We start from the raw sequence: 24,178 nt of genomic DNA on the forward strand, positions 1-24,178 counted from the left end.
GCACCGGGGGCTCAGTCCCGCGGCGTCGACGCCGACGGCAGCTCGGGCGCGGGCGCGCCGCCCGCCGCGATCCGCGCCTCCTCCTGGCCGACCACCGAGTGGCGGCGTCCGTAGAGGAAGTAGACCGCGAAGCCGAGCGCGAGCCAGACGACGAAGCGCACCCAGGTGAGCGTCGTGAGGTTGAGCATCAGCCAGACGCAGAGGACGGCCGAGAGGATCGGCAGCCAGGGCATGAACGGCACGCGGAACGACGCGCGGATGTCCGGGCGCTTCTTCCGCAGCACGATCACGCCGATGCTCACGAGCACGAACGCGGACAGCGTGCCGATGTTGATCATCTCCTCGAGCACGCCCACGTCGGTGAACCCGGCGAGAGCCGCGACGACGACGCCCGCGATGATCTGCACGCGCACGGGCGTGCGGCGCTTGGCGGACGTGCGGCTGAGACCACGCGGCAGCAGGCCGTCGCGGCTCATCGCGAAGACCACGCGGGCGAGGCCGAGCAGCAGCACCATGAGCACGGTGGTGAGCCCGAGCAGCGTGCCGATGGAGATGACCTGCGCCGCCCATCCGGCGCCGACCGCGGTGAAGGCGGTCGTGAGCGACGGATCCTCGGCGTCGGCGAGCACCGTGTACGGCACCATGCCCGTGAGCACCAGGGTCACGAGCACGTAGAGCACGGTGACGACCGCGAGGCCCGCGAAGATCCCCCGCGGCAGGGTCCGCTGCGGGTCCTTCACCTCCTCGGCGCTCGTCGCGACCACGTCGAAGCCGATGAACGCGAAAAAGACGAGCGATGCGCCGGCGAGCAGGCCGTAGAGGCCGTACTGCGTGGGCTCCTGGCCGCTCGCCCAGGAGAAGAGGGACTGGGTCCAGACGTCGGCGGACGCCCCCTCGGCCGGGCGCTGCGGCGGGATGAAGGGCGAGTAGTTCTCGGCCTTCACGTAGAAGGCGCCCACGACGATCACGAACAGGACGACCGCGACCTTGAGCACGGTGAACACGCTCGAGACCCGGCTGGACAGCTTGGTGCCGAGCACCAGCAGCACGGTGAAGATCGCGGTGATGAGGACGGCGCCCCAGCTGATCCCGAGGCCGAAGACCGTGATGGTGGACGGGATGTCGAGCCCCGCGAGCTTGAGCGCCGACTCCAGGTAGATGCCCCAGCACTTCGCGATGACCGCGGCCGCCGTGAGCATCTCGAGGATGAGGTCCCAGCCGATGATCCACGCGAGCAGCTCGCCCATGGTCGCGTAGGTGAACGTGTACGCGCTGCCCGCGACGGGCACGGCGGAGGCGAACTCGGCGTAGCACATGATCGCGAGGCCGCACGTGACGGCGGCGAGCACGAACGCCAGCGTCACCGACGGGCCCGCGTAGTTGCCTGCCGCCTTCGCGCCGACGGAGAAGATGCCGGCGCCGACCGCGACGGCCACGCCCATCAGCATGAGGTCCCAGGTGCCGAGGGAGCGGGTGAGGCTGCGCTCGCCTCCCGCGGCGTCGGCCAGCGACGACTCGATGCTCTTCGTGCGGAACAGGCTCATGGGGCGTCCGTTCAGTGGTGGCGGCTCGGGGAACGGGGATCGAGCCTACCGGCGGGCGAGCAGCGCCCCCATCCGGGGGCGCTGCTCCGTCCTGGTGCGGATGCGCGGGCGCCCGACACGCCCGGTCCGCGGAGAAGCGGGAGAAGCGCCGAGGAGAAGCGACCGGAGCACCTAGGCAGGCATGAGGAGCAGTGCTTCTCTGGAGGAGCGGTCAAGCAGCGTGCCGCGTCCGACACGAGTCCGGAAGGTCCTGAGTGACCGCAACGCTGCGCACGCGCGCCCTCGCCGCCGCCCCGCCCACCTCGCGCGGATCCGTCTCCCGCGGATCCGCCGCGACGCTCCCCCGCACGACGAACCTCCCCCGCCCGACCCCGCTCGCGCCCGACCTCACGGCGGCGCGCGACGAGAAGCGCCGGGTGACCCACGAGCGGTTCGTGCGCGCCGCCGCCGCAGCCGAGGATCCGGCGGGCGAGGCCGAGCGCCGCCGCCTGCACGACCAGATCGTGCTCGACCACCTCGAGCTCGCCGACCAGCTCGCGCGCCAGCACTCGGGCCGCGCGCACGACTGGAGCGACCTCCGCCAGGTCGGCTACCTCGGCCTCGTGAAGGCCGCGCGCCGCTACGACCCGGGGTTCGGCGCGCCCTTCGTGTCGTTCGCGATCCCCACCATCTCGGGCGAGATCAAGCGGCACCTGCGCGACAACGGGTGGGTGATCCGCCCGCCGCGGCAGGTCCAGGAGCTGCGGCACGCCCTGCTCGCGGTCGTGCCCGCGCTCACCCAGCGCCTCGGCCGCACTCCCACCGACGCCGAACTGGCCGCGCACACCGGGCACGCGCGCGAGGAGGTCGCCGAGGCGCTCGCGGCGCACTCCAGCCTCCGGCCCGCGTCGCTCGACTTCACGGTGCACGAGGACGAGGGCATCTCCCTCGCGGACACGATCGGCGCCGACGACCCCGGCTACGCGCGCGCCGAGCGCTCGGTGCTGCTGGACGCGGCGCGCGGGGTGCTCAGCGAGCGCGACCGGCGGATCCTGCACCTGCGCTTCGTCGACGAGCGCAGCCAGAGCGAGATCGCGGCCGAGCTCGGCGTGACGCAGATGCAGGTGTCGCGGCTGCTCGCGCGGATCCTCGGGGCGCTGCGCCAGGAGCTGACCCGCGGCGAGGCCGACGCCCTGCCCGAGGTGGCGCCGCTGGCCGCCGTGTCGCCGATCCGCGTGCAGGAGGCCGACCGCCGCACGGCGTGAGGCGCACCGCCTCGACGGGCAGGCGCGCGCCGGATCCGCTCAGGCGCCGGGCAGCGCGCCCGTCTCCACGACGCGGCGCGCGACCTCGACGAGCTTGACGTTGCCGTCCTGCGAGTAGCGGCGGAGCACCTGGAACGCGCGGTCGGCGTCGAGCGACAACCGCTCCATCAGGATCCCCTGGGCCTGGCCGATGACGGATCGGGATGCGAGTCCGACGGCCAGGTCGTCCGCCGCGTCCCAGGCGGCGAGCGCGATGCGCGCGTGGACGGCGACCTCCTCGGCCACGGCGCGATCGGCCGTGCCGAGCGCGCCGGTCGCGCGGTGCAGCGCGACGGCGCCGCCCGCATCCGGGCGCGCGTCGGCGGCGTCGTCCAGCGCGACGAGCAGCAGCTGGGAGCCGAGGGGCGGGACGGGCTCGGCGAGGAGCGCCCCGAGGACGGCGCCGCTCTCCCCCGTGACCGCGACGCCGGACGCGCGTGGCAGCATCACGCCGGCGCCCGTCGCGGTCGAGGCGTCGAGGAGCGCGGCCAGCAGGAGGTCGACGCCCGCTGCGCGACTCGGGGCGGCGTGGAATGCCGCGACGACGCGGGCGGGCAGGGCCGACGGGTGCTGCTCCATCCCGTCCTCCGCTGCGATCAGGGGGCGTCGGCGGCTCCTCGGGCGGCTGCGTGCCCGACCCGCCGCATCGCGGGGAGACGCCGAGCCCCGGCTCGACCGTTCGAGTATCGCACCATGGGTTTGCGCCCTAAGCATCTGGGAGGAGAACTCACGGGGAGCCGTTCGCAGACGACGCGGGCCCGGCGGATCAGGCGGCGACGGTCGTGCTGCGCCATGCAGGCGAGTCGCCGCCGACCTGCCACACGAGCGTGACCGCGTCCGGAGCGTCGTCGTCGTCCACCCAGGCGGAGGTGTCGAGCTCGAGCAGACGACCGGATCCCGCGGCGGCGAGCGCGACCGGCACCTCGGTCCCGTCGATCCACGCCCACGCCGTGTCCGGGTAGCCGACGAGCCCGCCGGCCTCGGTGCCGCCCTCCGGTGCGGCGAAGGCGACGGACATCCGGCGCGAGGTGTCGACGGCGGGTGCCGGGTCGGCCGATCCCTCGGGTCCGGCGGCCGGGTTCCGCCACTCGTAGGGCGTCGCGCCGGTCGCGGGCACGACGTGGTCGTCGAGCAGGAGCCCCTGGCCGGTGTCGCGCACGATCCAGGCGTCGGCCACGTCGCCGTCCACCGCGGAGACGAGGGTGAACGCCCCCTCGGGACCCTCGGCCGTGACGGGCTCCACCGCGCGGAGGCGCTCGGCGCCCTCCGGGGAGACGGTGCCCGCGCGGCCGAAGGAGGCGACGTACGACTCCCGGGATCCGGCCGACTCCTGCGCCTCGGGCGTGAGCATGACCCACGCCGCGTCGGCGTCGCCGGCCGCGACGGCGTCGAGGTACGCGGCCACGAGGGCGGTCTCCGCGGTCGGGGCGTCGGCATCATCGACGTCGCCCGCGGGCGACGTCTCGACGGACTCGGGGACCGGCAACGGGACGGGTCCACCCTCGTCCGGGCCGGTGCACGACGTCAGGACGACCGCGGACGAGGCGATCAGGACCAGGGGGAGCATTCGGATCCTCATCCCCCGACGCTAATTCCGGTAGGCGAGGGAATCCAGGCATTCGCACGGGCTGCCCAGCTGCGGATCGCGGGTCGCGCGCCCGGCGGCGACGCAGACGCGCCTGCCATGCTCGGTGCATGGCCACCCTCATGCGTCCCCGTCGCGGGAAGATCATCGCCGGCGTCTGCGCCGCCCTCGCCGACCGCTTCGGCATCAGCCGCTTCCTCGTCCGCCTGCTGTTCGTGCTCTCGATCGTGCTGCCGGGCCCGCAGGTGCTGCTGTACCTGATCCTCTGGATCGTCTTCCCCAAGCAGCGCTGACCCGGGATCGTCCCGCGGCGGAAACGCCCCCGCAACACCTGATTCCCAGACTGGGGAGACACCTCTCCCCTGCCTGGATGGAATCGCATGCCCGCTCGTCGCCGCGCCCGTGCCCGGATCCGCGCCGGCGGTCGCGCCCTCGCCGCAGCCGCGATCGTGCTCGGGCTGGCGGTGGGCGGCGGGGTCGTCGCGGAGCCGGCCCGGGCGTCCACCGACGCCGCGGCACCCGCAGCAGCTGATGCACCCGCCGTCGTCGACCTGGGCGTCGCCGACGCGGTCGCGCTCCTCGATGCCGGATCCACCACATCCGTCGCGCTGACCCGCGCCTACCTCGCGCGCATCGCCGCGTACGACGACCGGGACGCCGCCGGGCCGGGCCTCCAGGCGGTCATCACCACGAACCCGGACGCGCTCGCGACCGCCGCGACGCTCGACGCGGAGCGCGCGACCGGCACGATCCGCGGCCCCCTGCACGGGGTCCCGATCGTCGTGAAGGACAACCACGCCACGGCCGACATGCCCACCACGGTCGGCAGCGCGGCGCTCCGCGACTACCGCACGACGGCCGACTCCACCGCGGTCGCGCGGCTGCGGGTGGCCGGGGCGATCATCCTCGCGAAGACCAACATGTCGGAGTTCGCGTGGCACGGCACGTACACGCTGGGCTCCGCGCGCGGACGCACCGCGAATCCCTAAGACCGGTCGTGGAGCGCGAGCGGATCCAGCGGCGGCACGGCGGCGGCGGTCGCGGCCGCGTACGCGCCGGCGGGATTGGGGACCGACTCGTGCGGATCCATCCTGGGACCGGCCGCGCACCAGTCGCTCGTGGGCTTCCGGCCGACGATGGGGCTCACGAGCACGGCCGGCATCGTGCCGCTCTCGCCCCGGCAGGACGTCTCCGGCCCGATGACCACGACGGTCGCCGACGCCGCGCTCCTTACGGAGGTGCTCGCGGGGCGCGACCCGGCGGATCCGCTCACCGGCATCGCCGACCAGCAGGCCACCGACGCGTACGTCTCCGGCCTGTCGACCACCGCCCTCGCCGGGACGCGCATCGGCCGGGTGCGCTGGGACACGCGAGAGGATCCCGAGCGGCCGGGCCTCACCGAGACGACCGCGCTCATGGACCAGGCGGTCCGCGACCTCGAGGCCCAGGGCGCCGAGGTGGTGGACGTGCCGCTCACGCAGGAGTTCGTGGAGCAGACGCTGCAGAGCGGCGGCTGGCGCGACATGCGCCCCGCCATCGACCGCTTCCTCCGCGAGACGCCGGCCACCTGGCCGGCGCGCGTCGCGGCTCGCACGGAGCCCGCCGACGTGCTCTCGTTCGCCGACGTGATGGCCGACCGGCCGAGCGCACTCACCGACGGCGACATCGCCCACTTCCTCAGCCACGAGGACGTCCCGAACCCCGACTACGAGAGGTCGATCGCGGAGCAGGACGCGGGCAAGGCCGCCATGGACGCGTTCTTCGTCGACCAGGGGATCGACGCCCTCGCGATGCCGACGAGCGCCACCAGCGCGACGCCGACCTGGGCGGGCACCACGTTCTGCGACATCGGCGCCAACACCGGGATCCCGACGATCACCGTCCCCGCCGGCTTCACCTCGACGGGCGCCCCGGTCGGGCTCGAGCTCGCCGCGCCCCGCAGCCACGACGGCGACCTGCTCGCGATGGCGTACGCGTTCGAGCAGGCGACCCGGCACCGGGTCGCGCCGGGGACGACCCCGGAGCTGGTGGCGGTCGGGGCGGACGAGGCGGAAGACGAGGCCGCGGACGGCGACGGGACGGCGACCGGAGCGGGATCCCCGGGATCCGCCCCGCAGGCCGCCGGCGCCGCGCGCATCGCCGGGGTCGGCGTCAACACGCTCGCGCAGAACGCCGTGATCGCCGCGGGCCTCGCGCTCGTCGGCGGGGCGGTCATGGCGGTCGGCGTCCGGCGTCGCCGCCGTTCGCCCGGCGGCCGCGCCGGCTGATCCCGGGAGGCGCGGGCGGGTCAGCCGCGCGCGCTCCGTCGCCGGCGCCGACGCACGAGCACCAGCCCCCCGCCGGCGACCAGCAGGCCGAGGGCCGCGGTCGCGGCGCCGGGGGCGAGGTCGGATCCGGTGCGGGCGAGCGTCGCGGCGTGCGCGGTGCCGCGGGCGGCGGGGTGGGCCGCCGCCGCGGATCCGCCGGTCGCCGCACCGCGGTCCGCGGGAGCGGACGAGGCGGCCGGACCGGGTGACGGATCCACCGTCGCGGCGCCCGCGAGGGAGACCGTGCCGTCGGCGGCGACCGTCACCTTCGCGGTCATCGCGGCCGCCAGGTCGATGCGCTCCCAGCTGCCGGCCGTGCCGAGGTCGAGCGGCTCGCCCGAGTCGATGGCGGTGAGCGCGAGCACCTGGCGACGCTGGGCGTCGGTGAGCTCGGGGTGGCTGGTCCGGAGCAGCGACTCGGCGCCGTCCGGCACGGTCATGGGCTGCCCGGCCTGGCCAACTAGCGGGAAGCCGTACGTCAGCCGCTGGCGGTAGACCGCGAGCGCCTGGTCGGTCGGCAGGTAGGGGGTGTCCGCGGCGATGCAGACCGCGAGCGTCGCGCCGCATCCGGCCTCGAGCACCTGCCGCAGCTCCGTCGTGGCCTGGGCGTACAGGTCGCGGAACTCGGGGTCGGCCCAGCGGCGCTGGACGATCTTCTGGCCCATCATGTGACCGGCCATCACGTCGATCGGGTAGTGCGCGCCCATCACGATGCGGTTGTTCCCGGCGTCGGACGCGCGGGCGAGGATCTGCGGGGCGAGCTCCGGCAGCATGGTCGCGAGCGAGACGCCCTGCCAGAAGGCCTGCGACGTGTGGCCGCTCGGGTAGGAGCCGTCCTGGCCGGCCCACGCGTTGCCGCCGGGCTTGTCGCGGTACTGGAGGCGCTCGGGGAAGCGGACGTAGGGACGCGGGTTCGCGTAGTGGTTCTTCGCCGGGCCCGTCGACCCGCCGCGGCCGACGAGGCCGTTCTCCTTGTTGAGCAGCGCCGCCGTCTTCGGCAGCTGCCCGGCGTCGCGCGCGGCCTTGTAGATCGCGCCGAGCCGGACGCCCAGGCCGTCGGACATCGACACGGACATGTCGGCGTACTGGTCGATGATCGCGCGGTCCGACTGCTCCTTGGAGGCGCTCTGGTTGATCTGCACGGTCATGTCGTCGTTGAGCTGCATGATGTCCGGCCGGCCGCTCTTCAGCGCCGGGAACGCGTCGAGCATGGGGACGAAGTCGTAGGTCGCGTCCGACGCGTAGACGTGGTCGATCGTGGCCTGGTCGAACGGCGCTGACGAGGTCGCCGCCTGCGCCGAGGACGCGCCGGGGCCCGCGAGCGCGACCGCGAGGATCGCGGTGGCGGAGAGGATCGCGGCGACGCGGGCGCGCGGACGGACGGTCGTGATGGCGGTGATGATGGTGCCTTCCGTGGGGTCGTCGGCCGATCGGCCTCCCGCACCGTAGGGAGGGGCCGTGGCCGCACTGCCTCCGCCGGGTGAACCGCGCATGGACGTCCGGCGCGGCGCAGGGATCGTTCCCGGCGACCCTTGCGTCAGCGCCCAGAACCTCGCCATCTCGGCGGCCTGGCTGTCGCGCGCGAGATCGTCATCCCCGCAGGCCGCGCGCGGCAGGCGCCGCCTGCCGCGCCTCACCACCTGACCGGCGCCTTCACCAAGCTCTGTCCTGCCGCTGCGGGATGGACCCGATGGGACCGGCTCGACGCCTCATGCCCGCATCACGGCGCCCCGATTCCACCGCGCGAGTGATGCCCAGGACCTGCTTGCAGCCGACGACAAGAGAAGAAGTTTCACCACTCGGCACCCATTGACGCTGGAGTCATCCACACGTTGCCTTCTGTCCAGGATTCTGCTCGGAAGAGGCATCCTCACCCCGCGCGAGAAGGGAAGCACCGTGCACGCTCCGACGCGACGCACCTGCTCCATCGCTGCCGCGATTCTCCTGTCCATCGCTTCAATGACCACCGCTACCGCCGCGCAGGCGGATGAAGTCGCCCATCTCGATGCCCCTCCGCCCGCGGGGGGAGAAGGAGGAGGGGGCACGACGCCCTGGTACATCACGGCAGTGTGCGGTGGCGAGAACTTCAAGGACAGGAACCCGAGTGACTGCCATAGCGATTACACGGTCTACGACATCCGTGGCGATCGGCCTACCGTCCTCTTGTACCTCAAGGGGCCTGGGCAAGACGCATGGGCTGCCATAGAGCAGGGATATCAAGCCGCCCAAGACTGGTGCGCGACCAACAGTCTCACCTGCTCAGTAGTGACTTCCGTCGGTGTCAGCGTGGCGCTCGGGTGGCTGGGTCCGACGAATGGCTAGGAATCTGAGAACCGCCATCGCGACCGCGTTCGCCTTCCTCATCTCCACCGTCGTCTTCATGCTCCTGGGAGGTCATGTCGATGCGCTGACCCTGAGTGTGATCGCGGCCGTGTGCGCCAGCGCCGCGCTGATCCGGAGACGGACGCGGAACAAGACGAGAGCGAATCCGCCGCCGACGTGATGAGGCCCCGTGCGGCAGCGGATGGCACACGCCACCGCTGAGCCGAGCAGCCGGCGCGTCAGCCGCGCGACCGCGGGACCCAGTCGCGCACCAGCGGCTCCAGCGTCATGCCGCCGCCCGCGCGGATCCGGTCGACGCTGCCGTCGGCGCCGCGGTGGGCCGTGACCTCCTCGCCCACGGATCCGAACCCGTCGCCCTCGACGATGCGGGCGGAGGAGTCGCCGGTGCGCTCGAGCACGTCGACCGACTCGAGCGGGTGCTCCGCGGTCGGGTCGATGCGGAGGAAGCGGTCGCCGATGACCTGGTAGTCCTGCATCCCCCACACGTTGGCGAAGCGACCCGTGAAGGGCGCGTCGACCGCGGCGCGCTCCTCCGCGGTGGCGGCCGAGTCCGCGAGGAGCAGCTCGAGGATGCCCGTGCTGAGCGCCGCGGCCGGGCCGTCGATCGCATTGGTGAGGACGGCGACGGCCCAGCCGCTCGCGGGATCCACCGCCGTGCGCGTGATGTGGCCCGGGTACCCGCCCGAGTGGCCGATGACCGTGGCCTCGTGCGCGCCGGATCCGACGCGCTCGATGATGAGGCCGTAGCCGTAGCGGCGGGTGCCGGCCGCATCCGCGCTGGAGGAGTACCGCGGCCGCTGCTGGACGCGCTTCGACGCGGCCGAGATGAGCCGCTCGTCGCCAGGCAGCACGAGCGCGGAGAAGAAGGAGACGAGCTCGGAAGCGGTGCTCGTGACGCCCGTGGCCGCGGCCATGGCGCGCGTGTCGACGTGCGGGAGGACGCGGCGCTCGCGCGAGGTGCGGAGCGAGGTGGACGCCGCCGCGTACTCGTCGGCGCGCTCCGGCACGTACTCCGCGGTGGTGTCGCGGAGGCCCAGCGGCGCGGCGATCCGCTCGGCGAGGTAGTCCGCGAAGGACAGGCCGGACGCCGCCTCGACCACGAGGCCGAGCAGCGAGTAGCCGATGTTCGAGTAGTTGAACGCGGTGTCGGGCGCGACCTTGGCGACGCCGGGCGCGGTCGCGATGGCGATCAGGTGCGCGCGGTCGGGGAACGGGCCCGAGTGCTGCCAGTGGTCGCCGTCGAACCCGTCGCGGAGGACTCCCGCGCCGTGCTCGAGGAGGGCGGCGATCGTGACGTCGGCGAGCTCGGATCCGGCGGCGGCCAGCTCCGGCACGTGCTGGCCCAGCGTGTCGTCGAGGCGGAGGGCGCCCTGCTCGGCGAGCTGCAGGATCGCGGTGGCGGCGAACGACTTGGAGTGCGAGGCGACCCGGAACAGGTGCGCGGGCGTCAGCGGCGCGTCGGTGGTGGGATCCGCGACGCCGAACGCCTCCGACAGCACGACCTCGCCGTGCCGGGCGATGGCGACCTGGGCACCGGGGACGCGGGTCTGCCAGACGCGGTGGTCGAGCCAGGTGCGGACGTAGTCGAGGATCTCGGTCATGGGGGCGCTCCGGGGATCGGGGACGGCGGGCGTGCCGGACTCTACGCGACCCGCGCTCACCCCCGCCTGATCCGGCGAGCGAACCGCGGGGACCCGGCCGCATCCGCGGAGCGAACGTCTCGCGCTCCCCGCTGGGCGCCTCCTGGACGGGCGGGACGATCGGCGGGCCCGTCCCGTCTCCTGGGTGACGCACCACCCGACAGGAGCAGCCATGGACGACCCGACCCGCGGATCCCGTACCGCGCAGACCGCATCCGCATCCCCCCGATCGACCGGCGCGGCCGCCGCCGCCGTCACCGCCGCGGGCGCCGACGTCCGCGGAGCCGCGCGATGAGCGCCCGCTCGGCCGGCCCCGTCCTCCGTCGCCGCCCGCGGGCCACGCGCGCGGCCGCCGTCACCGGGCTCGTCGTGGCGATCGTGGTCGTGGTCGTCGTGCTGCTGCCCGCGCTCGGCTTCATCGGCGCGGCCGACGCGGCCACTGCCGGGCAGCTCGACGTGCCCGTGACCCTCATCGCGCTCGGCGTGGGCGTGTCGCTGGTGGTCGCGGTCGTGATGCTCGGCATCGCCTCCCGCACCCGGGACGGCCGCGTCGCGTGGGTCGCCGCGGTCTCCGCCGTGGTGGCGACGCTCGTGGGATCCGCGTGGCCGCTCGTCGCCACCGTGATCGCGAGCGTCGACCAGGTGCAGGACGCGATCCCCTTCGTGCAGGACCTCATCTGGCGCGTGCTCGGCGGCTGAGCCGACCGCCCGCACCGACGCCCGGTCCCCGATGCACGAACGGCCGCCGACCCGAGGGTCGGCGGCCGCTTCCGTGCGGGACGGGACTACTCGCGGACGAGCACCAGCTCGGACAGCGGCAGGCGCGTGCGCGGCGCGGTCTCGCGCTCGGCGAGCGCACCCTCGAGGGCGTCGGCGGGCGCGACCGTGCCGACGGCCGTGACCGTGAGCGGCTGCAGGTTCTCGGGCAGGTCGAACGCGGCGGACAGCTTGTCGAACTCGACGCCGGCCATCTGGTGCGTGTGGAGGCCCTCGGCCTGCGCCTGCACGGAGAGGTGGGCGACGGCCTGGCCGAGGTCGTACGCGGCGTACGGGCGCTTCTCGCCCTCGACCGTGGAGGTCTCGGCGATCGCGACGACGAGCGCCGAGGCGTTCACGGCCCACGCGGCGTTGAAGCCGACGAGCGCGTCGACGATCGTGTCGAACGCGTGCGTGCCGCGGCGCGCGACGATGAAGCGGCGCGGCTGCTGGTTGCTGCCGGACGGCGCCCAGCGCGCGGCCTCGAGCAGCGCGTCGAGCTGCTGGTCGGAGACGGTGGCGTCCCTGTCGAAGGAGCGCGGGCTCCAGCGGGCGTCGAGCTCGCGCACGATCGGCACGGCGGTGTCGGCGGTGCGGGCGGTGGATGCGGGCGTGGTGGTGTCCTCGGTGAGGGTCATGGTGGTCCTTCGGTCGATGTCGGGGATGCGGCACAGCGTCGGGCCTCGCGGATCACAATGCGGGACGCGGCCCGGCTATTCCTGGGTGACGTGCGCCCCGGCCGGGGGCCTGGTGCCGCCCGCGCCCCCGCCGCAGACTGAGGCCATGCGATCCCGGTCCGCCGCCCTCGCGCTGTCGCTCCCGGCACTCCTCCTCGCGGGCTGCTCCTCGGTCGCCCTCACCGCGCCCACCATGCCGCCCACGGGCGAGCTCACCGCGACGGCCACCGTCCTCCAGCGCACCGCCGACGACGGCGCGATGCTCTGCGCCGGCGGGACGGCCGACTCCCTGCCGCCCCTGTGCGGCGGCCCGGTCATCGCCGGATGGGACTGGGACGCGGTCGACGACGAGGAGACCGTCAGCGGCGTCACCTGGGGCGATTACGACGTCGTGGGCACCTGGGACGGGACGACGTTCACCCTCACGCGGGCCCCGGTGCCGACCTCGGAGCCGACGGGGAACCCGGCGCTCCCGACGCCGTGGCCGGACCCGGCCGACCAGGCGTCGGTCGACCGCGCCCTCGCGGACTACGGCCAGGCGATGACCGCGGACGCGGGAGCCGGCACGACGGGCTTCCTCGGCACGGGTGATGCAGGAGGCCGTGCCGAGGTCGACGTCTTCTACGACGACGGCACGATGCAGGCCGAGGCGGATGCGACCTACGGCGCGGACGTGGTGGTCATCGACTCCGCCCTCCGCCCGGTCGAGCGCCCGGGGGACGGCGCCGACGCCGGCTGAATCCCGGAGGCCGCGCACCCTGGCGCTCCCGCGGGCGGGTCACCCTCCGAGCGGATGCACCACGTCCTCGAACAGGCCCGACTCCGCGGACCGGCCGGCCGCCTCCATCAGCGCCAGGCTGCCGAGGTTGTCGCGGCCGCTCGTCTCGGGCGGCGGGCCGCCGAGGATCGAGAGGGCGAACGCGCGCAGACCCGCGGCGCGGCCGATGAGCGGCAGCGTCTCGAGGTCCAGCTCGCGCTCGGCGCCGTCGGCGTCGCGGATCCCGACCCGGTCGGTGGAGACGCCCTCGCCGCGGCTCGTGAAGGTCAGCTCGCCGTCCTCGCCGGAGATGCGCCACTCGCCCGCCCACGGCGTGACCGGCCCGCGGTGCAGCCAGCTGCCGCGGTAGTCGACGATCAGGCCGCCCTCCAGCTCGATGACCATGGAGGCGACCGCCGGGTCGCGGTAGTGGCTGAACGACGGGCGGCTGGTGCGGGCGAACACGCGCACGGCCTCGCGGCCCGTGACCATGCGGATCAGGTCGAAGTGGTGGATCGCCATGTCGTTGATGATCGGCTGCGGGAAGCGGTAGTGCGGGTAGTCGTCGGGCTCGTCGTTGTCCCACTGGCGGAAGTCGATCTCGATGGTCGCGACCTCGCCGAGCGCGTCGGCCGCCAGCAGCTCGCGCACGCGCCGCGGCGCCGGGTACCAGCGGTAGTTCTGGCTGACCTGCACGATGAGGCCGAGCTCCTCGCCGCGGCGCACCACGGCGGCGGCCTCCGCGGTGGAGTTCGCGAAGGGCTTCTCGACGATCACGTGCTTGCCCGCCTCGAGCGCCTCCAGCGCGAGCGGCGCGTGCGTGACGGCCGGCGCGGTGACGATGACGGCGTCCGCCTCCACCGCGGCGAGCGCGTCGGCGAGCGAGGCGAAGGCGGCCTCGGCAGGGAGCCCGAGCAGCGCGCGCACCTTCTCGCGGGTGGGCTCGCTCGGATCCACGATCGCGGCGACCTCGATCTCGTCGACGCGGGGCACGGCGTTGCGTGCCCAGTCGCCGCCCCAGCCGCCGAGGCCGACGTGGATCACGCGGACGCGCGGGCCGTCGTACGCGGCAACGGCGGGCGCCTTCGCGGCGCTCATCGGGCGAGGAACCAGTCGCGCGGGTGCTCGTCGGCCGTGAGGTCGACGCGGCCGTCCGTCGGCGCGACCCAGCGGGCGGCGTTCGCGAGCACGCGGCGGATGTCGGGGTGGTGGTACACGGGGTACTCCTGGTCGCCGGGCGAGAAGTAGAAGACCCGGCCGCGGCCGCGGTGGTACGCGACGCCGGAGCGGAAGACCTCGCCGCCCGCGAAGGTGGAGAGGAACACCTCCTCGTCGGGCCGCGGGATGTCGAACTGCTCGCCGTACATCTCCTGCCGGTCGATGACGATCGGGTGCGGGATCCCCTCGGCGATCGGGTGCTGCGGCGCGATGGTCCAGACCAGCTCGCGCTCGCCGTCGTTGCGCCACTTCAGCGAGCACGTCGTGCCCATGAGCCGCGTGAAGACCTTGGAGTAGTGGCCGGAGTGCAGCACGACGAGGCCCATGCCGGCGTGCACGTGGCGGATCACGCGCGCGACGACCTCGTCGGACACCTCGCCGTGCGCGACGTGGCCCCACCAGTAGAGGACGTCGGTGACGGCGAGGCGCTCCTCCGTGAGGCCGTGCTCGGGCTCCTGGAGGGTCGCCGTGGTCACGTTCGCGTCGTCGCCGAGCAGCTCGCGGAGGCCGTCGGCGACGGCGGCGTGGATCCCGTCCGGGTAGTGCGACAGGACGGTCGCGTCACCCCGGCTCTCGTGCACGTTCTCGTTCCAGACGACGATGTCCATGGCGCTCCTCGTTCGGCGGTGATCGGGGGTTCGGGCTGTGCGCCGGTCCTGCCGGCCCTCGATCGGCCGTGACGACGCGGCATGCCCGCGCCTACGATCGTACGCATGCCCCGCGCCGATGCGGGCGACCCGGGAGGCCGCATGAACGCCATCGCCCACGACGCGACCCCGGTGATCCGATGACCGGCCCGACCGGCGCCGCCCGCCCCACCGCGTCCACCCGCCCGACCGACAAGGCCGTCCACGCCTGGTCCCTCGATGGGACGCTCGGGCATCCGCGCGTGCCCGGCCCCGACGGATCCGGCCCCACCACCGCGGGCGGCCGGGCGGTGGGCGCGCTCGACCTCCTGGACCTCCCCGCCGAGCTCGCGCGACGCGGCTACCGGGCCGTGCAGATCACCCACTTCCAGCTGCCCACGCGGGACACCGGGTACCTCGCCGACCTGCGGGCGTCGCTCGCCGCGACGGGGATCACGCTCGACGCCTTCCTGATCGACGACGGCGACCTCGTGCACCCGACCGACGCCGACCGGCACGAGCGGTGGATCTCCGACCGCCTCGCCGACGCGGAAGCGCTCGGCGCGCACCATGCCCGCGTCGTGGCCGGACGGAGCGCACCCACGCCGGAGACGCTCGCGGCGAGCGCGCGGCGGCTGTCGCGTCTCGCTGCAGATCACACGGGCGTCGCGGTCGTCACCGAGAACTGGCGCGAGCTGCTGCCCGACGCGGACGCGGTGCTCGCGCTTCTGGCCGACGTCGTCGACGTGCGCCTCCTGATCGACCTCGGCAACTGGACGCAGCCCCACAAGCACGAGCAGCTCGCCCGCATCGCGCCGCACGCCGTCACCTGCCACGCCAAGGCGCACCGCGACGACGGCGGCCGCCTCGACGACGTCGACTACGCCCGCTCCCTCCGCGTGCTGCAGGACGCGGGGTACTCCGGCGCGCTCGCGATGGTCAACGAGTCGACCCGGCACGACGGATCCGACGAGTGGGACGGCCTCGAGCAGGAGCACGAGGTGGTGCGGCGGGTGTTCGCCTGAGGCGGGCCCGGATCCCGGCCGGGGATCGAGCTCAGCGGCCGGGCTCGGCGAGCGCGTCCGCCTCCTCCTCCGCCGCGACGCTCTTCTGGACCTCGAACTGCGTCCGGTGCAGCTCCTCGTAGCGCCCGCCCGCGGCCAGCAGCTCGTCGTGCGTGCCGCGCTCCACGATGGCGCCGTCCTCGACCACGAGGATCATGTCGGCGCTGCGGATGGTGGAGAGGCGGTGGGCGATGACCAGGGCCGTCCGCCCCTCGAGCGCCTCGCTGAGCGCCGCCTGCACGGCGGCCTCCGACGTCGAGTCCAGGGCCGCCGTCGCCTCGTCGAGGATGACGACGCGCGGGCGGGCGAGCAGCAGCCGGGCGATGGTCATCCGCTGGCGCTCACCACCGGAGAGCCGGTAGCCGCGCTCCCCCACCATGGTGTCGAGCTGGTCGGGCAGGGAGCGGATGAGGGGCTCGAGCCGCGCGCGCCGGACGGCGTCCCACACCTCGTCGTCGGTCGCGTCCGGTCGGGCCAGGCGCAGGTTGGACAGGATCGTCTCGTGGAAGAGGTGGCCGTCCTGCGTCACCATGCCGAGGGTGTGCCGCATGGAGGCGAAGGTCACGTCACGTACGTCCGTCCCCGCGAGCCGCACGGCGCCGCTGTCGACGTCGTACAGGCGCGAGAGGAGCTGGGCGATCGTCGACTTGCCGGCGCCCGACGTGCCGACGATGGCGACGGTCTGCCCCGGCTCGATCCGGAAGGACACCCCGTGCAGCACCTCCTCGCCGCCGCGGGTGTCGAGCGTCGACACCTCCTCGAGGGAGGCGAGCGACACCTTGTCCGCGGACGGGTAGGCGAAGCGCACGTCGTCGAACTCCACGGTCACCGGGCCGTCGGGGACGGCGACCGCGTCGGGCTTCTGCTGGATGAGCGGCTCGAGGTCCAGCACCTCGAAGACCCGCTCGAAGCTCACCACCGCGCTCATGATCTCGACCCGCGCGTTCGCGAGGCTGGTCAGCGGCGCGTAGAGGCGCGTGAGGAGGAGCGCGAGCGTGACCACCTCGCCGGTGTCGAGCTGGCCGCCGAGCGCGAGGACGCCGCCGAGCCCGTAGACGAGCGCGAGCGCGAGCGCGGAGACGAGCATCAGCGCGGTGACGAAGACGAACTGGAGCATCGCCGTGCGGACCCCGATGTCGCGGACGCGGGCGGCGCGCACGCGGAACTCCGCGGACTCCTCGTCCGGTCGGCCGAACAGCTTCACGAGGGTGGCGCCGGGCGCCGAGAAGCGCTCCGTCATCTGCGTGCTCATGGCGGAGTTGTGGTCCGCGGCCTCACGGCGGAGCGCGGCGAGGCGGCCTCCCATGCGGCGTGCGGGGATCAGGAACACGGGGAGCATGATCACCGCGAGCACGGTCACGAGCCAGGACGTGCTGAGCATGACGATGAGGGTGAGGATCAGCGCGACGAGGTTCGTGACCACCCCGGAGAGCGTGCCGCTGAAGGCCTGCTGCGCGCCGATCACGTCGTTGTTGAGGCGGCTGACGAGGGCACCCGTGCGCGTGCGGGTGAAGAACGCGATCGGCATCCTCTGCACGTGGTCGAACACGGCGGTGCGGAGGTCGAGGATCACGCCCTCGCCGATGCGCGCCGAGTACCAGCGGGTCACGAGCGAGACGCCCGCGTCGGCCACGGCCACGAGGGCGATGACGACGGCGAGCCCGATGATCGTCCCCGTCTCGCCCCGGGCGACGATCACGTCGACGACCTGGCCGGCGAGCACCGGGGTCGCGACCGCGAGGAACGCGCCGACCACGGACAGCGCGATGAAGAGCAGCAGCTTCGCCCGGTACGGGACCGCGAAGGTCAGGATCCTCCGGACGGACTCCCGGGAGAACCCGTTCCTGCCGTCCTGGGCGCTCGAGATCTTGTAGAGCGAGCTCCAGGCAACGCCTTCCATGCTCATGGGGGTTCCTCTCGTGGGCGCCCGCTCGAGGCGAGCAGGGGGCGCCGGTTCGGGATGCTCCGCGGCGGCGGCGAGCCGGGCGGCGCCTCGGGAGTCGGTCCGGTCGGCGTCGTCGTCGGGGCCGGCTCGCAGACGGGGCGCGCACCGCTGATCCCGCCGGTGCGCATGCCCATCATGGGCCACGGCCGACGGCGATCACGCCCCTCCGGCGAAGCGTCACCGGATGGACAGGGGCGGGCGGGTCGTCCGGCCGTCCGCCCTGCGCCGGTCCGCGCCGCGTCGCGGAGCCGTCGGGCGGAGGATGCAGCCGCCATCCCCCGCGCGGACCACTCCCCGGGCGAGGGATACCCCGCGCCGACCCCCGAGGTCCCCCCTGCGCCCGGCGAGGTCGCGGGGCGGGCGTTCCTAGCGTGAGGGCATGACCTCGATCACGCAGAGCACAGCGCATCCCGACCCGCGTCCGACGGCCGCGGGGGCGACCCGCATGGCGACCGCCGCCGACTGGATCGCCCACTTCCACGCCAACGCCGACCGGCACCTGAGCCCCGAGCAGCTGATCCCGGACGGCACGCCCTCGCCGATGGACGCCCGCACCCGCCGCGCGTTCGTCCGCTCCTTTCAGCGGTTCGCGCTCGGCGAGAGCGGCGACGGCGTGCACCTCCTGCGGATGGCGACCGACGCGGGCGATCCCGCCTACACGCACGCCCTCGCGCTCCTCGTGCAGGAGGAGCAGAAGCACGCGGCCCTGTTCCTCCGCGCGCTCGACCACCTCGACGCGCCCGCGCTGCCCGCGCACTGGACCGACGCGGCGTTCACCCGGCTGCGGCACCTCATCGGGCTGCGGACGGAGATCAGCCTGTTCCTCATCGCGGAGACGGTCGCGACCGGCTACTTCCACGCCCTCGCCGACCACGCCCCGGATCCCGCGCTCCGCGCCCTCGGGCAGCGCATCGCGGACGACGAGCGCGACCACGTGCGCTTCCAGATCGACCGGCTGCGGACCGGCTTCCGGGACACGCCCGCTCCCCTGCGCGCGCTCATCGGCAGCGCGTGGACGGTCGTCGCGGCGGGCGCGGCGACCGTGATCGTGGTCGACCACCGGGCTGCGCTGCGTGCGTGCGGTGTTGCGCCGCGCGCTTACTGGCGGCAGGCGATGCACGGGTTCGGCGCGGCTGCGCGCTCGGTGCTGGTGGATCCTCGGGCGCCGCTGCTGGGGCCGACGGATGCGGTCCGGTAGCCCGATGTCGCCGTCGACGGGCGACGGAGATCGCGACGCTCCGAAGCGATCTGTCCTCCGAACGGCTGCTGTGATGACTCCTCCGGTCATGCTGCAGCGGATGTCGGTGCCATGCCGCATAGTCTGTTTCCGTGCCCTTCGATTCCCTCCCCGACGTCGTCGACACGGCCCAGGCGAGGAAGATCCGCGGAGCGTTCTTCACCCCGGACGGCATCACGAGCCACTTGGCGCACTGGGCCATCCGTTCACCAGGCGATCGCGTCATGGAGCCGAGCACGGGCGAGGCGGCCTTCCTCACCGCGGCCGTGAGCCGACTCAGAGACCTGGGCGCTACTCGCCCATCGGTGGACGGGGTCGAGATCCACGGTCCAAGCGCGGCCGAAGCTCGGTCCGCGGTCGCTGCCGCGGGAGGATCTGCACGAATCCAGGTCAGTGACTTCTTCTTGGTCGAGGCCGATGGTGCATACGACGCTGTCATCGGGAACCCTCCGTTCATCCGGTACCAGGAGTGGACGGGCGATCAGCGTGACCGAGCTCGCTTCGCGGCGTTGCAGCAAGGTGTCGCTCTCACGGGGCTCAGCTCGAGCTGGGCCGCCTTCGTCGCCCATTCGGCCGGTTTCCTCAAGCCGGGTGGACGCCTCGGTTTGGTCCTGCCAGCCGAACTGCTGAGCGTGAACTACGCCGCTCCCGTTCGCCGTTTCCTCCTGGAGAACTTCGCGAGCGTCGAGTTGATCGTCTTCGACGAGCAGGTGTTCCCCGACGCCGAAGCGGACACCGTGCTCGTGAAGGCCGACGGGTGGAAGCAGGCGCCCGCCGGAGTCGCACTGCTGCGCCAGACACAGAACGAGCTGACCCTCCAGTCCCTGCATGAAGGCACGTCCTGGAAGCCGCTCGACACCACGGCAAGATGGACCCCGCTCTCGCTTTCCCTCTCCACCGACGACGTCATCGAGCGGTTGTCGTCCACCAGGCAGATCACATCTTTAGCGCATTACGGCGATACGTCCCTCGGGGCTGTCACCGGCGCCAACAAGTTCTTCACCCTCTCCCCTCACCGCGTGCGCGAGCTGGGGATACCGCGTCGCGATCTTCTGCGCATCAGCCCTCCGGGCAGCGCGCATCTCCGCCGCCTCGCTCTCACGAACAGCTCGATGACTCTCCTCGGCCGCGCTGGCGAGGCGACATGGCTCCTCTATCCGAGCAGTGATCCTGCTCAGGCGACGCTCGACTACCTCGCTCTCGGCGAAGCAGACGGCATCGACCAGGGCTACAAGTGCCGGGGCCGCACACCGTGGTGGCGCGTCCCTGTGCTCCGTGCTCCCGACCTCTTCCTCACGTACATGAACGCCGACACCGCCCGTCTCACGACGAACACCGCGGGTGCTCGACATCTCAACAGCGTGCACGGTGTCTACGCGTACTCGCACCTTCGCCAGCTGACTCGCGAGCTGCTGCCCGTCGCCTCCCTTAACTCCATGACGCTCCTGTCAGCTGAGGTGGTGGGTCGGTCCTACGGCGGCGGCATACTCAAGATGGAGCCTCGCGAGGCCGATCGGTGGCTGATGCCAGGCGAAGCGCTCGTCACGACGCACCGCGATGAGCTCCTCGCCGCCAAGCCACGGGTCCAGAGCCGGTTGAGGAATCGAGATCTGATGGGTGCGGCGAAGATCGTGGATGCCATCTTGTTCTCCAACTCCATGACGGAGACCGAGCTCGCTGCGCTCCGAGCCGACCATCTCGCACTGTCGAGCAGGCGCACGGTCCGCGGGCGCAGCGGACGACGAACATCGGAGACCGGCCTTGCCCAAGACTGATTCGTTCAGCGCCTTCGACGGCGCGTTGGCTCAAGCCACATCTACCGATCCGTGGTTGCACGAACGTGGGCAGGCTCCGCAGTACTCGCCCGACTACCCCCTTCTCCAGACGCTCTTGTCGATCCCCGTGGAGGCGAAGAAGGTCGCGGCTTCGGGCGCATTGGCGAATGGCGTCGATCTGTGGCTCGCCAACGAGTTCCGCCGCGCGGGGTTCGGTGCGGATGAGGTATGGCCTCGTGCAACGCAACCCCGCATTCTCCCCCGCGACGTAGCAGCCCTCCTGGAGAAGCTGCCTCGACAGCTGGAACTCGCCGTGCGTACTCAGATCGAGAACATGAAGTCGGTCGCACCGACCGACGCCAAGATCCTGGGACGCGCGTACGAGAAGCAGGTGGACGTGGCGATCGCACGATGGGACCGCGGCCCTGAGCTTCTGCTGAGCACGAAGACTCAGGTGTCGTCCTTCGGCAAGAACCTGAGCAATCGATTCGAGGAGGCCTACGGTGACGCAGGCAACCTGCGGAGCCGCTACCCCCTCGCCGCCGTCGGCTTCTTCTTCGTCCAGCGGGCGAGCATCCTCCGGGACGAGCCACAGGCCTTCGAGAAGACCGTCGACATGATGCGTAAGCTCCGGGACCTCGGGGGTGCGAACGGATATACCGCCACCGGTCTCGCTCTCATCGATTGGCCTGAGGATGGCAGCGATGTCCGGGTCGAACTCGACCGCGTGCCGAAGGACCTTCAGCCCGGCCAGTTCATGCGCAAGTTGATCCAGCAGATCCTCGCGGCGACGGCCGTGACGCAGCATGTCGAAGTCCGCAACAAGATCGAGCGTCGGCAGCTGGCCGTCAAGGAGGAAGACGTCGTCCTCGACGAGCTCGACAGCTGATACCCCCGGGAACACAGAGGGGCGGGCGACCTCATGGCCGCCCGCCCCTCCCCTGCTCCCGCTACCGGCGGTCGCCCGGGGCACGCCAGCGCGTCCAGGGCTCGCCCGGCCGCGTTCAGCGACGCACGGACTTGCGGCCGCCGACCTTCACGTAGACGAGCAGCACGATGATGGCGCCGATGATCGAGCCGATGATGCCGGCGGGCTGGAAGAAGCCGTCCATGGCGTCCCGCTGGAACAGCAGGAACGCGAGGAATCCGCCGACGAACGAGCCGACGATGCCGAGCACGATGGTCATGAGGATCGACATGCTCTGGCGGCCGGGCACGACCGCGCGGGCGATGAAGCCGGCGATGAGGCCGATGACGATGAGGCTGATGATGAGTCCGAGCATGGTGATCTCTCTTCTGTGCGAGCACGTCAGGACAACGCGCGGTGATGCCCGTTCGGGGCGATGACCTCAATCAACCACCCTCCGGGGTGTGGGAGCACACCCCTGGGGGTGGGATCCTGGATCCATGCCCGCCACCCGCACCCGCCCCGTCACGATCGCGCTCGTCGACGACTACGACGTGGTGCTGAAGGGCCTCGCCCACATGTTCGACGACTACCGCGACCGCGTGCTGGTCGCCGAGATCGACGCGAACGCGGCCCTCTCCGACGAGATCGACATCGTGCTCTACGACTCGTTCGCGCAGCCCGAGTCGGATCACCACGAGATCGCGGAGCTGGTGCGGAACCCGCGCGCACGCCGCGTGGTCGTCTACACCTGGAACTTCCAGCCCGAGCTCGTCGCCGACGCCCGCAGGCAGGGCGTGCAGGGCTACCTCTCCAAGGCGCTGCCCGCGCGGGAGCTCGTGGAGGCGCTCGAGCGGATCCACGCGGGCGAGGAGCTGTTCAACCAGGCGCCGCTGCGGGCCGCGAGCGCGCCCTCGCTCGACTGGCCGGGCAAGCGCGAGGGGATCACGGACCGCGAGTCGGAGATCCTCGCGCTCATCACGCAGGGCAAGAGCAACCAGGAGGTCGCGGCGCTCACGTACCTCTCCCCCAACACGGTGAAGAGCTACATCCGCTCGATCTACCGGAAGATCCAGGTGCAGAGCCGCACCCAGGCGGTCATCTGGGGCGTGGGGCACGGGTTCAGCCCGGATCACCACCGGATCGATCATTGGCTGGGCGGACCGTAACGGGCACCGGGAGGTCCTCCTTCGCGGCCGGTGGGAACCGTCATGGATTCACGTGCGCTTGTCCGCGATGAACGCGTCGAGGTCGAACGGTGCGGCTTCGCCGCTCGCCTCTCCGGCGACCAGCGCTGCACGCAGCGCCTCGAGCCGCCTCTCATGGCCCTCCAGGATGCGGAGCCCGGCGTGGACCGCCTCGCTCGCGGATCGACAGCGCCCGGATGCCACCTGCCGCTACCTCCCGTAGCCGCCGTCTCGGCCGCTCGCGCGACCACCGGCGACCTGGCCCGGTCGCGCGGCGCCGCGGACCGCTCGCGACGGTGACGCCCCCGCGGGTCGCGCGGTCGCGGGCGATGCCGGTCGCGGGAGAGGGATGACCGCTTGCCCCAGCACCTCCTCCAGGCGCGCATTGCTGCCGCTGTCCTGGCTGTGGAACCGAGCCTCGACGAACTGCTCCCTCAGCGGCGAGCCGACCGCGAACCGAGAGGATTCGATCCGGTACCCCGCCTGCTCCGCGAGCTGCGAGAAGAACACGAACTGGGTGCGGGTGTTGCCCTCGCGGAAGCTGTGGATGACGTTGAGCTCGCCCCAGCTCTCCGCCAGCTCCCGGACGAAGTCCGGCTGCTCGAGACCGCGCAGAAGGTCCTTGTCGGCGAGCTGCCGGTACTGCGCCTCCGCTGCTTCAGTGAGCGTCGGACCGGCGGGGTAATAGGAGTGCCCGTCCTTCGTCATGAAGGAGCCGATGGGAGCGACGCGCTCCTCGCCAGCCCAGTCGTAGACGTCCTGGAAGATGTGCCGGTGGATCGCCTTCATGTGGGGGTAGTCGAAGGCGCCGTTGATGGGTTGCCGAAACAGCTCGGCGAGTCTCACACGCGCGATGTCTTCTTCGCTGACGCGCAGCTTGTCGGAGTCTGTCTCGCCGTGGGGCTTGCCAGGGCCCGTGATCTTGTTCCTGAGGACGGTCGAACCCGGTATGAAGTAGTCGTCCCAGGTGCGGAACGTCGGCCGACGGGGCATCAACCGATGACGTGGCGACGGATCGCGGCTACTGCCTCCTCGCTCGTGATCTCCTCCCGAGCGGCGCGCTCCGATATCTCGAGCAGCACGGGATCCGTCACCTGGTGACCGGCGAGCGCGAGGGCGGCGTCCGCGAAGGCGAGGCTCTCCGCGGCTCGTGCATCGCGTGCCGCGATGGCGGCAGCGGCGGAGGTCTGTGCGTGCGGCATGACGGGGCCCTTTCTGATCTTCTACAAACCTACCCGCGGGGTCTCCCCACGGGCCAGGGATCACCCCACCTTCGGAGCGCAGCCGGGACGACGAGTCGGGGAGGAGCTTCTGACCGCGGAAGCGGA

General features: G+C 72.5%; 23 protein-coding genes and 1 pseudogene. 11 read left to right on the forward strand and 13 right to left on the reverse strand.

The window, feature by feature from the left end; genetic code table 11:
• Positions 1-11: 11 nt before the first annotated feature.
• Complete coding sequence (locus ITJ40_RS10740) at positions 12-1,544, reverse strand: amino acid permease (RefSeq protein ID WP_194667068.1); 1,533 nt, start codon at positions 1,542-1,544, stop codon at positions 12-14.
• Between the two features lie 254 nt (positions 1,545-1,798).
• Between ITJ40_RS10740 and ITJ40_RS10745 the strand changes: the two genes are divergently transcribed.
• On the forward strand, positions 1,799-2,788 hold the full coding sequence (locus ITJ40_RS10745; protein WP_194667069.1) for a sigma-70 family RNA polymerase sigma factor: 990 nt from the start codon (positions 1,799-1,801) through the stop codon (positions 2,786-2,788).
• A 39-nt stretch (positions 2,789-2,827) separates the two neighbouring features.
• On the opposite strand, the gene ITJ40_RS10750 is transcribed toward ITJ40_RS10745, so the two are convergent.
• Together ITJ40_RS10750 and ITJ40_RS10755 are read right to left on the reverse strand one after the other, a co-directional pair.
• Positions 2,828-3,406 (reverse strand): ANTAR domain-containing protein, encoded by a 579-nt coding sequence (locus ITJ40_RS10750; protein ID WP_194667070.1) that lies wholly within the window; start codon positions 3,404-3,406, stop codon positions 2,828-2,830.
• Between the two features lie 187 nt (positions 3,407-3,593).
• The gene (locus ITJ40_RS10755) at positions 3,594-4,406 is read right to left on the reverse strand and encodes a hypothetical protein (RefSeq protein WP_194667071.1); all 813 of its coding nucleotides are present in this window, start codon (positions 4,404-4,406) and stop codon (positions 3,594-3,596) included.
• Positions 4,407-4,522: 116 nt separating this feature from the next.
• Here ITJ40_RS10755 and ITJ40_RS10760 point away from each other — a divergent pair, with 116 nt between their 5' ends.
• Together ITJ40_RS10760 and ITJ40_RS10765 are read left to right on the forward strand one after the other, a co-directional pair.
• Positions 4,523-4,705: a PspC domain-containing protein gene (locus ITJ40_RS10760; protein ID WP_194634857.1), complete on the forward strand. Its 183-nt coding sequence runs from the start codon at positions 4,523-4,525 to the stop codon at positions 4,703-4,705.
• Positions 4,706-4,792: 87 nt separating this feature from the next.
• Positions 4,793-6,679: pseudogene (locus tag ITJ40_RS10765) on the forward strand (amidase family protein).
• Between the two features lie 20 nt (positions 6,680-6,699).
• Here the strand turns inward: ITJ40_RS10765 and ITJ40_RS10770 are convergent.
• Both ITJ40_RS10770 and ITJ40_RS10775 read right to left on the reverse strand, forming a co-directional pair.
• Entirely contained in the window at positions 6,700-8,211 is a 1,512-nt protein-coding gene (locus ITJ40_RS10770; protein ID WP_194667072.1) for a phosphatase PAP2 family protein, read from the reverse strand.
• 1,068 nt (positions 8,212-9,279) lie between these two features.
• Positions 9,280-10,662 carry a serine hydrolase gene (locus ITJ40_RS10775; RefSeq protein ID WP_194667073.1) on the reverse strand — a complete coding sequence of 461 codons (1,383 nt, stop codon included), beginning with the start codon at positions 10,660-10,662 and terminating at the stop codon, positions 9,280-9,282.
• A 211-nt stretch (positions 10,663-10,873) separates the two neighbouring features.
• On the opposite strand from ITJ40_RS10775, the gene ITJ40_RS17265 reads away from it, so the two are divergent.
• Entirely contained in the window at positions 10,874-10,996 is a 123-nt protein-coding gene (locus ITJ40_RS17265; protein ID WP_255526460.1) for a hypothetical protein, read from the forward strand.
• Complete coding sequence (locus tag ITJ40_RS10780; protein WP_194667074.1) at positions 10,993-11,400, forward strand: hypothetical protein; 408 nt, start codon at positions 10,993-10,995, stop codon at positions 11,398-11,400. The genes ITJ40_RS17265 and ITJ40_RS10780 overlap by 4 nt, the downstream gene beginning before the upstream one ends.
• Before the next feature lie 86 nt (positions 11,401-11,486).
• Here ITJ40_RS10780 and ITJ40_RS10785 read toward each other — a convergent pair whose 3' ends face one another.
• Complete coding sequence (locus ITJ40_RS10785) at positions 11,487-12,095, reverse strand: nitroreductase family protein (RefSeq protein ID WP_194667075.1); 609 nt, start codon at positions 12,093-12,095, stop codon at positions 11,487-11,489.
• Between the two features lie 145 nt (positions 12,096-12,240).
• Between ITJ40_RS10785 and ITJ40_RS10790 the strand changes: the two genes are divergently transcribed.
• Positions 12,241-12,873 (forward strand): hypothetical protein, encoded by a 633-nt coding sequence (locus ITJ40_RS10790; RefSeq protein ID WP_194667076.1) that lies wholly within the window; start codon positions 12,241-12,243, stop codon positions 12,871-12,873.
• Between the two features lie 39 nt (positions 12,874-12,912).
• Here the strand turns inward: ITJ40_RS10790 and ITJ40_RS10795 are convergent, their stop codons facing one another.
• A complete protein-coding gene (locus tag ITJ40_RS10795) occupies positions 12,913-13,989 on the reverse strand; it encodes a Gfo/Idh/MocA family protein (RefSeq protein WP_228512335.1) in 1,077 nt (358 codons plus the stop codon).
• Positions 13,986-14,717: a ThuA domain-containing protein gene (locus ITJ40_RS10800; RefSeq protein ID WP_194667077.1), complete on the reverse strand. Its 732-nt coding sequence runs from the start codon at positions 14,715-14,717 to the stop codon at positions 13,986-13,988. Before ITJ40_RS10800 ends, ITJ40_RS10795 begins: the two co-directional genes overlap by 4 nt.
• 179 nt (positions 14,718-14,896) lie before the next feature.
• Between ITJ40_RS10800 and ITJ40_RS10805 the strand changes: the two genes are divergently transcribed.
• On the forward strand, positions 14,897-15,760 hold the full coding sequence (locus ITJ40_RS10805) for a sugar phosphate isomerase/epimerase (protein WP_194667078.1): 864 nt from the start codon (positions 14,897-14,899) through the stop codon (positions 15,758-15,760).
• A gap of 31 nt (positions 15,761-15,791) precedes the next feature.
• Here the strand turns inward: ITJ40_RS10805 and ITJ40_RS10810 are convergent, their stop codons facing one another.
• Positions 15,792-17,705, reverse strand: coding sequence for an ABC transporter ATP-binding protein (locus ITJ40_RS10810; protein ID WP_194667079.1), 1,914 nt, complete (start codon positions 17,703-17,705; stop codon positions 15,792-15,794).
• 418 nt (positions 17,706-18,123) lie between these two features.
• Between ITJ40_RS10810 and ITJ40_RS10815 the strand changes: the two genes are divergently transcribed.
• From ITJ40_RS10815 to ITJ40_RS10825, 3 genes are all read left to right on the forward strand, one after another.
• Positions 18,124-18,942 (forward strand): ferritin-like domain-containing protein, encoded by an 819-nt coding sequence (locus ITJ40_RS10815; RefSeq protein WP_228512336.1) that lies wholly within the window; start codon positions 18,124-18,126, stop codon positions 18,940-18,942.
• Positions 18,943-19,073: 131 nt separating this feature from the next.
• Entirely contained in the window at positions 19,074-20,756 is a 1,683-nt protein-coding gene (locus ITJ40_RS10820) for an N-6 DNA methylase (RefSeq protein WP_194667080.1), read from the forward strand.
• Positions 20,743-21,645, forward strand: coding sequence for a hypothetical protein (locus ITJ40_RS10825; RefSeq protein WP_194667081.1), 903 nt, complete (start codon positions 20,743-20,745; stop codon positions 21,643-21,645). The genes ITJ40_RS10820 and ITJ40_RS10825 overlap by 14 nt, the downstream gene beginning before the upstream one ends.
• A gap of 115 nt (positions 21,646-21,760) precedes the next feature.
• Here the strand turns inward: ITJ40_RS10825 and ITJ40_RS10830 are convergent, their stop codons facing one another.
• Positions 21,761-22,039 (reverse strand): GlsB/YeaQ/YmgE family stress response membrane protein, encoded by a 279-nt coding sequence (locus ITJ40_RS10830; protein WP_194667082.1) that lies wholly within the window; start codon positions 22,037-22,039, stop codon positions 21,761-21,763.
• A gap of 124 nt (positions 22,040-22,163) precedes the next feature.
• Here ITJ40_RS10830 and ITJ40_RS10835 point away from each other — a divergent pair, with 124 nt between their 5' ends.
• The gene (locus ITJ40_RS10835; RefSeq protein WP_194667083.1) at positions 22,164-22,832 is read left to right on the forward strand and encodes a response regulator transcription factor; all 669 of its coding nucleotides are present in this window, start codon (positions 22,164-22,166) and stop codon (positions 22,830-22,832) included.
• Positions 22,833-22,880: 48 nt separating this feature from the next.
• Here the strand turns inward: ITJ40_RS10835 and ITJ40_RS10840 are convergent, their stop codons facing one another.
• From ITJ40_RS10840 to ITJ40_RS10850, 3 genes are read right to left on the reverse strand one after another with little or no spacing between them, the layout of a single operon-like run.
• Complete coding sequence (locus tag ITJ40_RS10840; protein WP_194667084.1) at positions 22,881-23,054, reverse strand: type II toxin-antitoxin system ParD family antitoxin; 174 nt, start codon at positions 23,052-23,054, stop codon at positions 22,881-22,883.
• Between the two features lie 6 nt (positions 23,055-23,060).
• A complete protein-coding gene (locus tag ITJ40_RS10845) occupies positions 23,061-23,843 on the reverse strand; it encodes a Fic family protein (RefSeq protein WP_194667085.1) in 783 nt (260 codons plus the stop codon).
• Positions 23,843-24,052 (reverse strand): hypothetical protein, encoded by a 210-nt coding sequence (locus tag ITJ40_RS10850; RefSeq protein ID WP_194667086.1) that lies wholly within the window; start codon positions 24,050-24,052, stop codon positions 23,843-23,845. Before ITJ40_RS10850 ends, ITJ40_RS10845 begins: the two co-directional genes overlap by 1 nt.
• Positions 24,053-24,178: the final 126 nt, after the last annotated feature.

It is taken from the genome of Clavibacter sp. VKM Ac-2872 (assembly GCF_015351105.1).
Classification (GTDB): domain Bacteria; phylum Actinomycetota; class Actinomycetes; order Actinomycetales; family Microbacteriaceae; genus Clavibacter.

Bases quoted from the DNA above. Each gene is read 5' to 3' on its own strand.
- ITJ40_RS10830 (WP_194667082.1), bottom strand. From the start codon at position 22,039: ATGCTCGGACTCATCATCAGCCTCATCGTCATCGGCCTCATCGCCGGC.
- ITJ40_RS10835 (WP_194667083.1), top strand. From the start codon at position 22,164: ATGCCCGCCACCCGCACCCGCCCCGTCACGATCGCGCTCGTCGACGAC.
- ITJ40_RS10805 (WP_194667078.1), top strand. From the start codon at position 14,897: ATGACCGGCCCGACCGGCGCCGCCCGCCCCACCGCGTCCACCCGCCCG.
- ITJ40_RS10760 (WP_194634857.1), top strand. From the start codon at position 4,523: ATGGCCACCCTCATGCGTCCCCGTCGCGGGAAGATCATCGCCGGCGTC.
- ITJ40_RS10780 (WP_194667074.1), top strand. From the start codon at position 10,993: ATGAGCGCCCGCTCGGCCGGCCCCGTCCTCCGTCGCCGCCCGCGGGCC.
- ITJ40_RS10845 (WP_194667085.1), bottom strand. From the start codon at position 23,843: ATGCCCCGTCGGCCGACGTTCCGCACCTGGGACGACTACTTCATACCG.
- ITJ40_RS10815 (WP_228512336.1), top strand. From the start codon at position 18,124: ATGACCTCGATCACGCAGAGCACAGCGCATCCCGACCCGCGTCCGACG.
- ITJ40_RS10750 (WP_194667070.1), bottom strand. From the start codon at position 3,406: ATGGAGCAGCACCCGTCGGCCCTGCCCGCCCGCGTCGTCGCGGCATTC.
- ITJ40_RS17265 (WP_255526460.1), top strand. From the start codon at position 10,874: ATGGACGACCCGACCCGCGGATCCCGTACCGCGCAGACCGCATCCGCA.
- ITJ40_RS10790 (WP_194667076.1), top strand. From the start codon at position 12,241: ATGCGATCCCGGTCCGCCGCCCTCGCGCTGTCGCTCCCGGCACTCCTC.
- ITJ40_RS10740 (WP_194667068.1), bottom strand. From the start codon at position 1,544: ATGAGCCTGTTCCGCACGAAGAGCATCGAGTCGTCGCTGGCCGACGCC.
- ITJ40_RS10800 (WP_194667077.1), bottom strand. From the start codon at position 14,717: ATGGACATCGTCGTCTGGAACGAGAACGTGCACGAGAGCCGGGGTGAC.
- ITJ40_RS10785 (WP_194667075.1), bottom strand. From the start codon at position 12,095: ATGACCCTCACCGAGGACACCACCACGCCCGCATCCACCGCCCGCACC.
- ITJ40_RS10810 (WP_194667079.1), bottom strand. From the start codon at position 17,705: ATGAGCATGGAAGGCGTTGCCTGGAGCTCGCTCTACAAGATCTCGAGC.
- ITJ40_RS10770 (WP_194667072.1), bottom strand. From the start codon at position 8,211: ATGCGCGGTTCACCCGGCGGAGGCAGTGCGGCCACGGCCCCTCCCTAC.
- ITJ40_RS10795 (WP_228512335.1), bottom strand. From the start codon at position 13,989: ATGAGCGCCGCGAAGGCGCCCGCCGTTGCCGCGTACGACGGCCCGCGC.
- ITJ40_RS10775 (WP_194667073.1), bottom strand. From the start codon at position 10,662: ATGACCGAGATCCTCGACTACGTCCGCACCTGGCTCGACCACCGCGTC.
- ITJ40_RS10755 (WP_194667071.1), bottom strand. From the start codon at position 4,406: ATGAGGATCCGAATGCTCCCCCTGGTCCTGATCGCCTCGTCCGCGGTC.
- ITJ40_RS10850 (WP_194667086.1), bottom strand. From the start codon at position 24,052: ATGCCGCACGCACAGACCTCCGCCGCTGCCGCCATCGCGGCACGCGAT.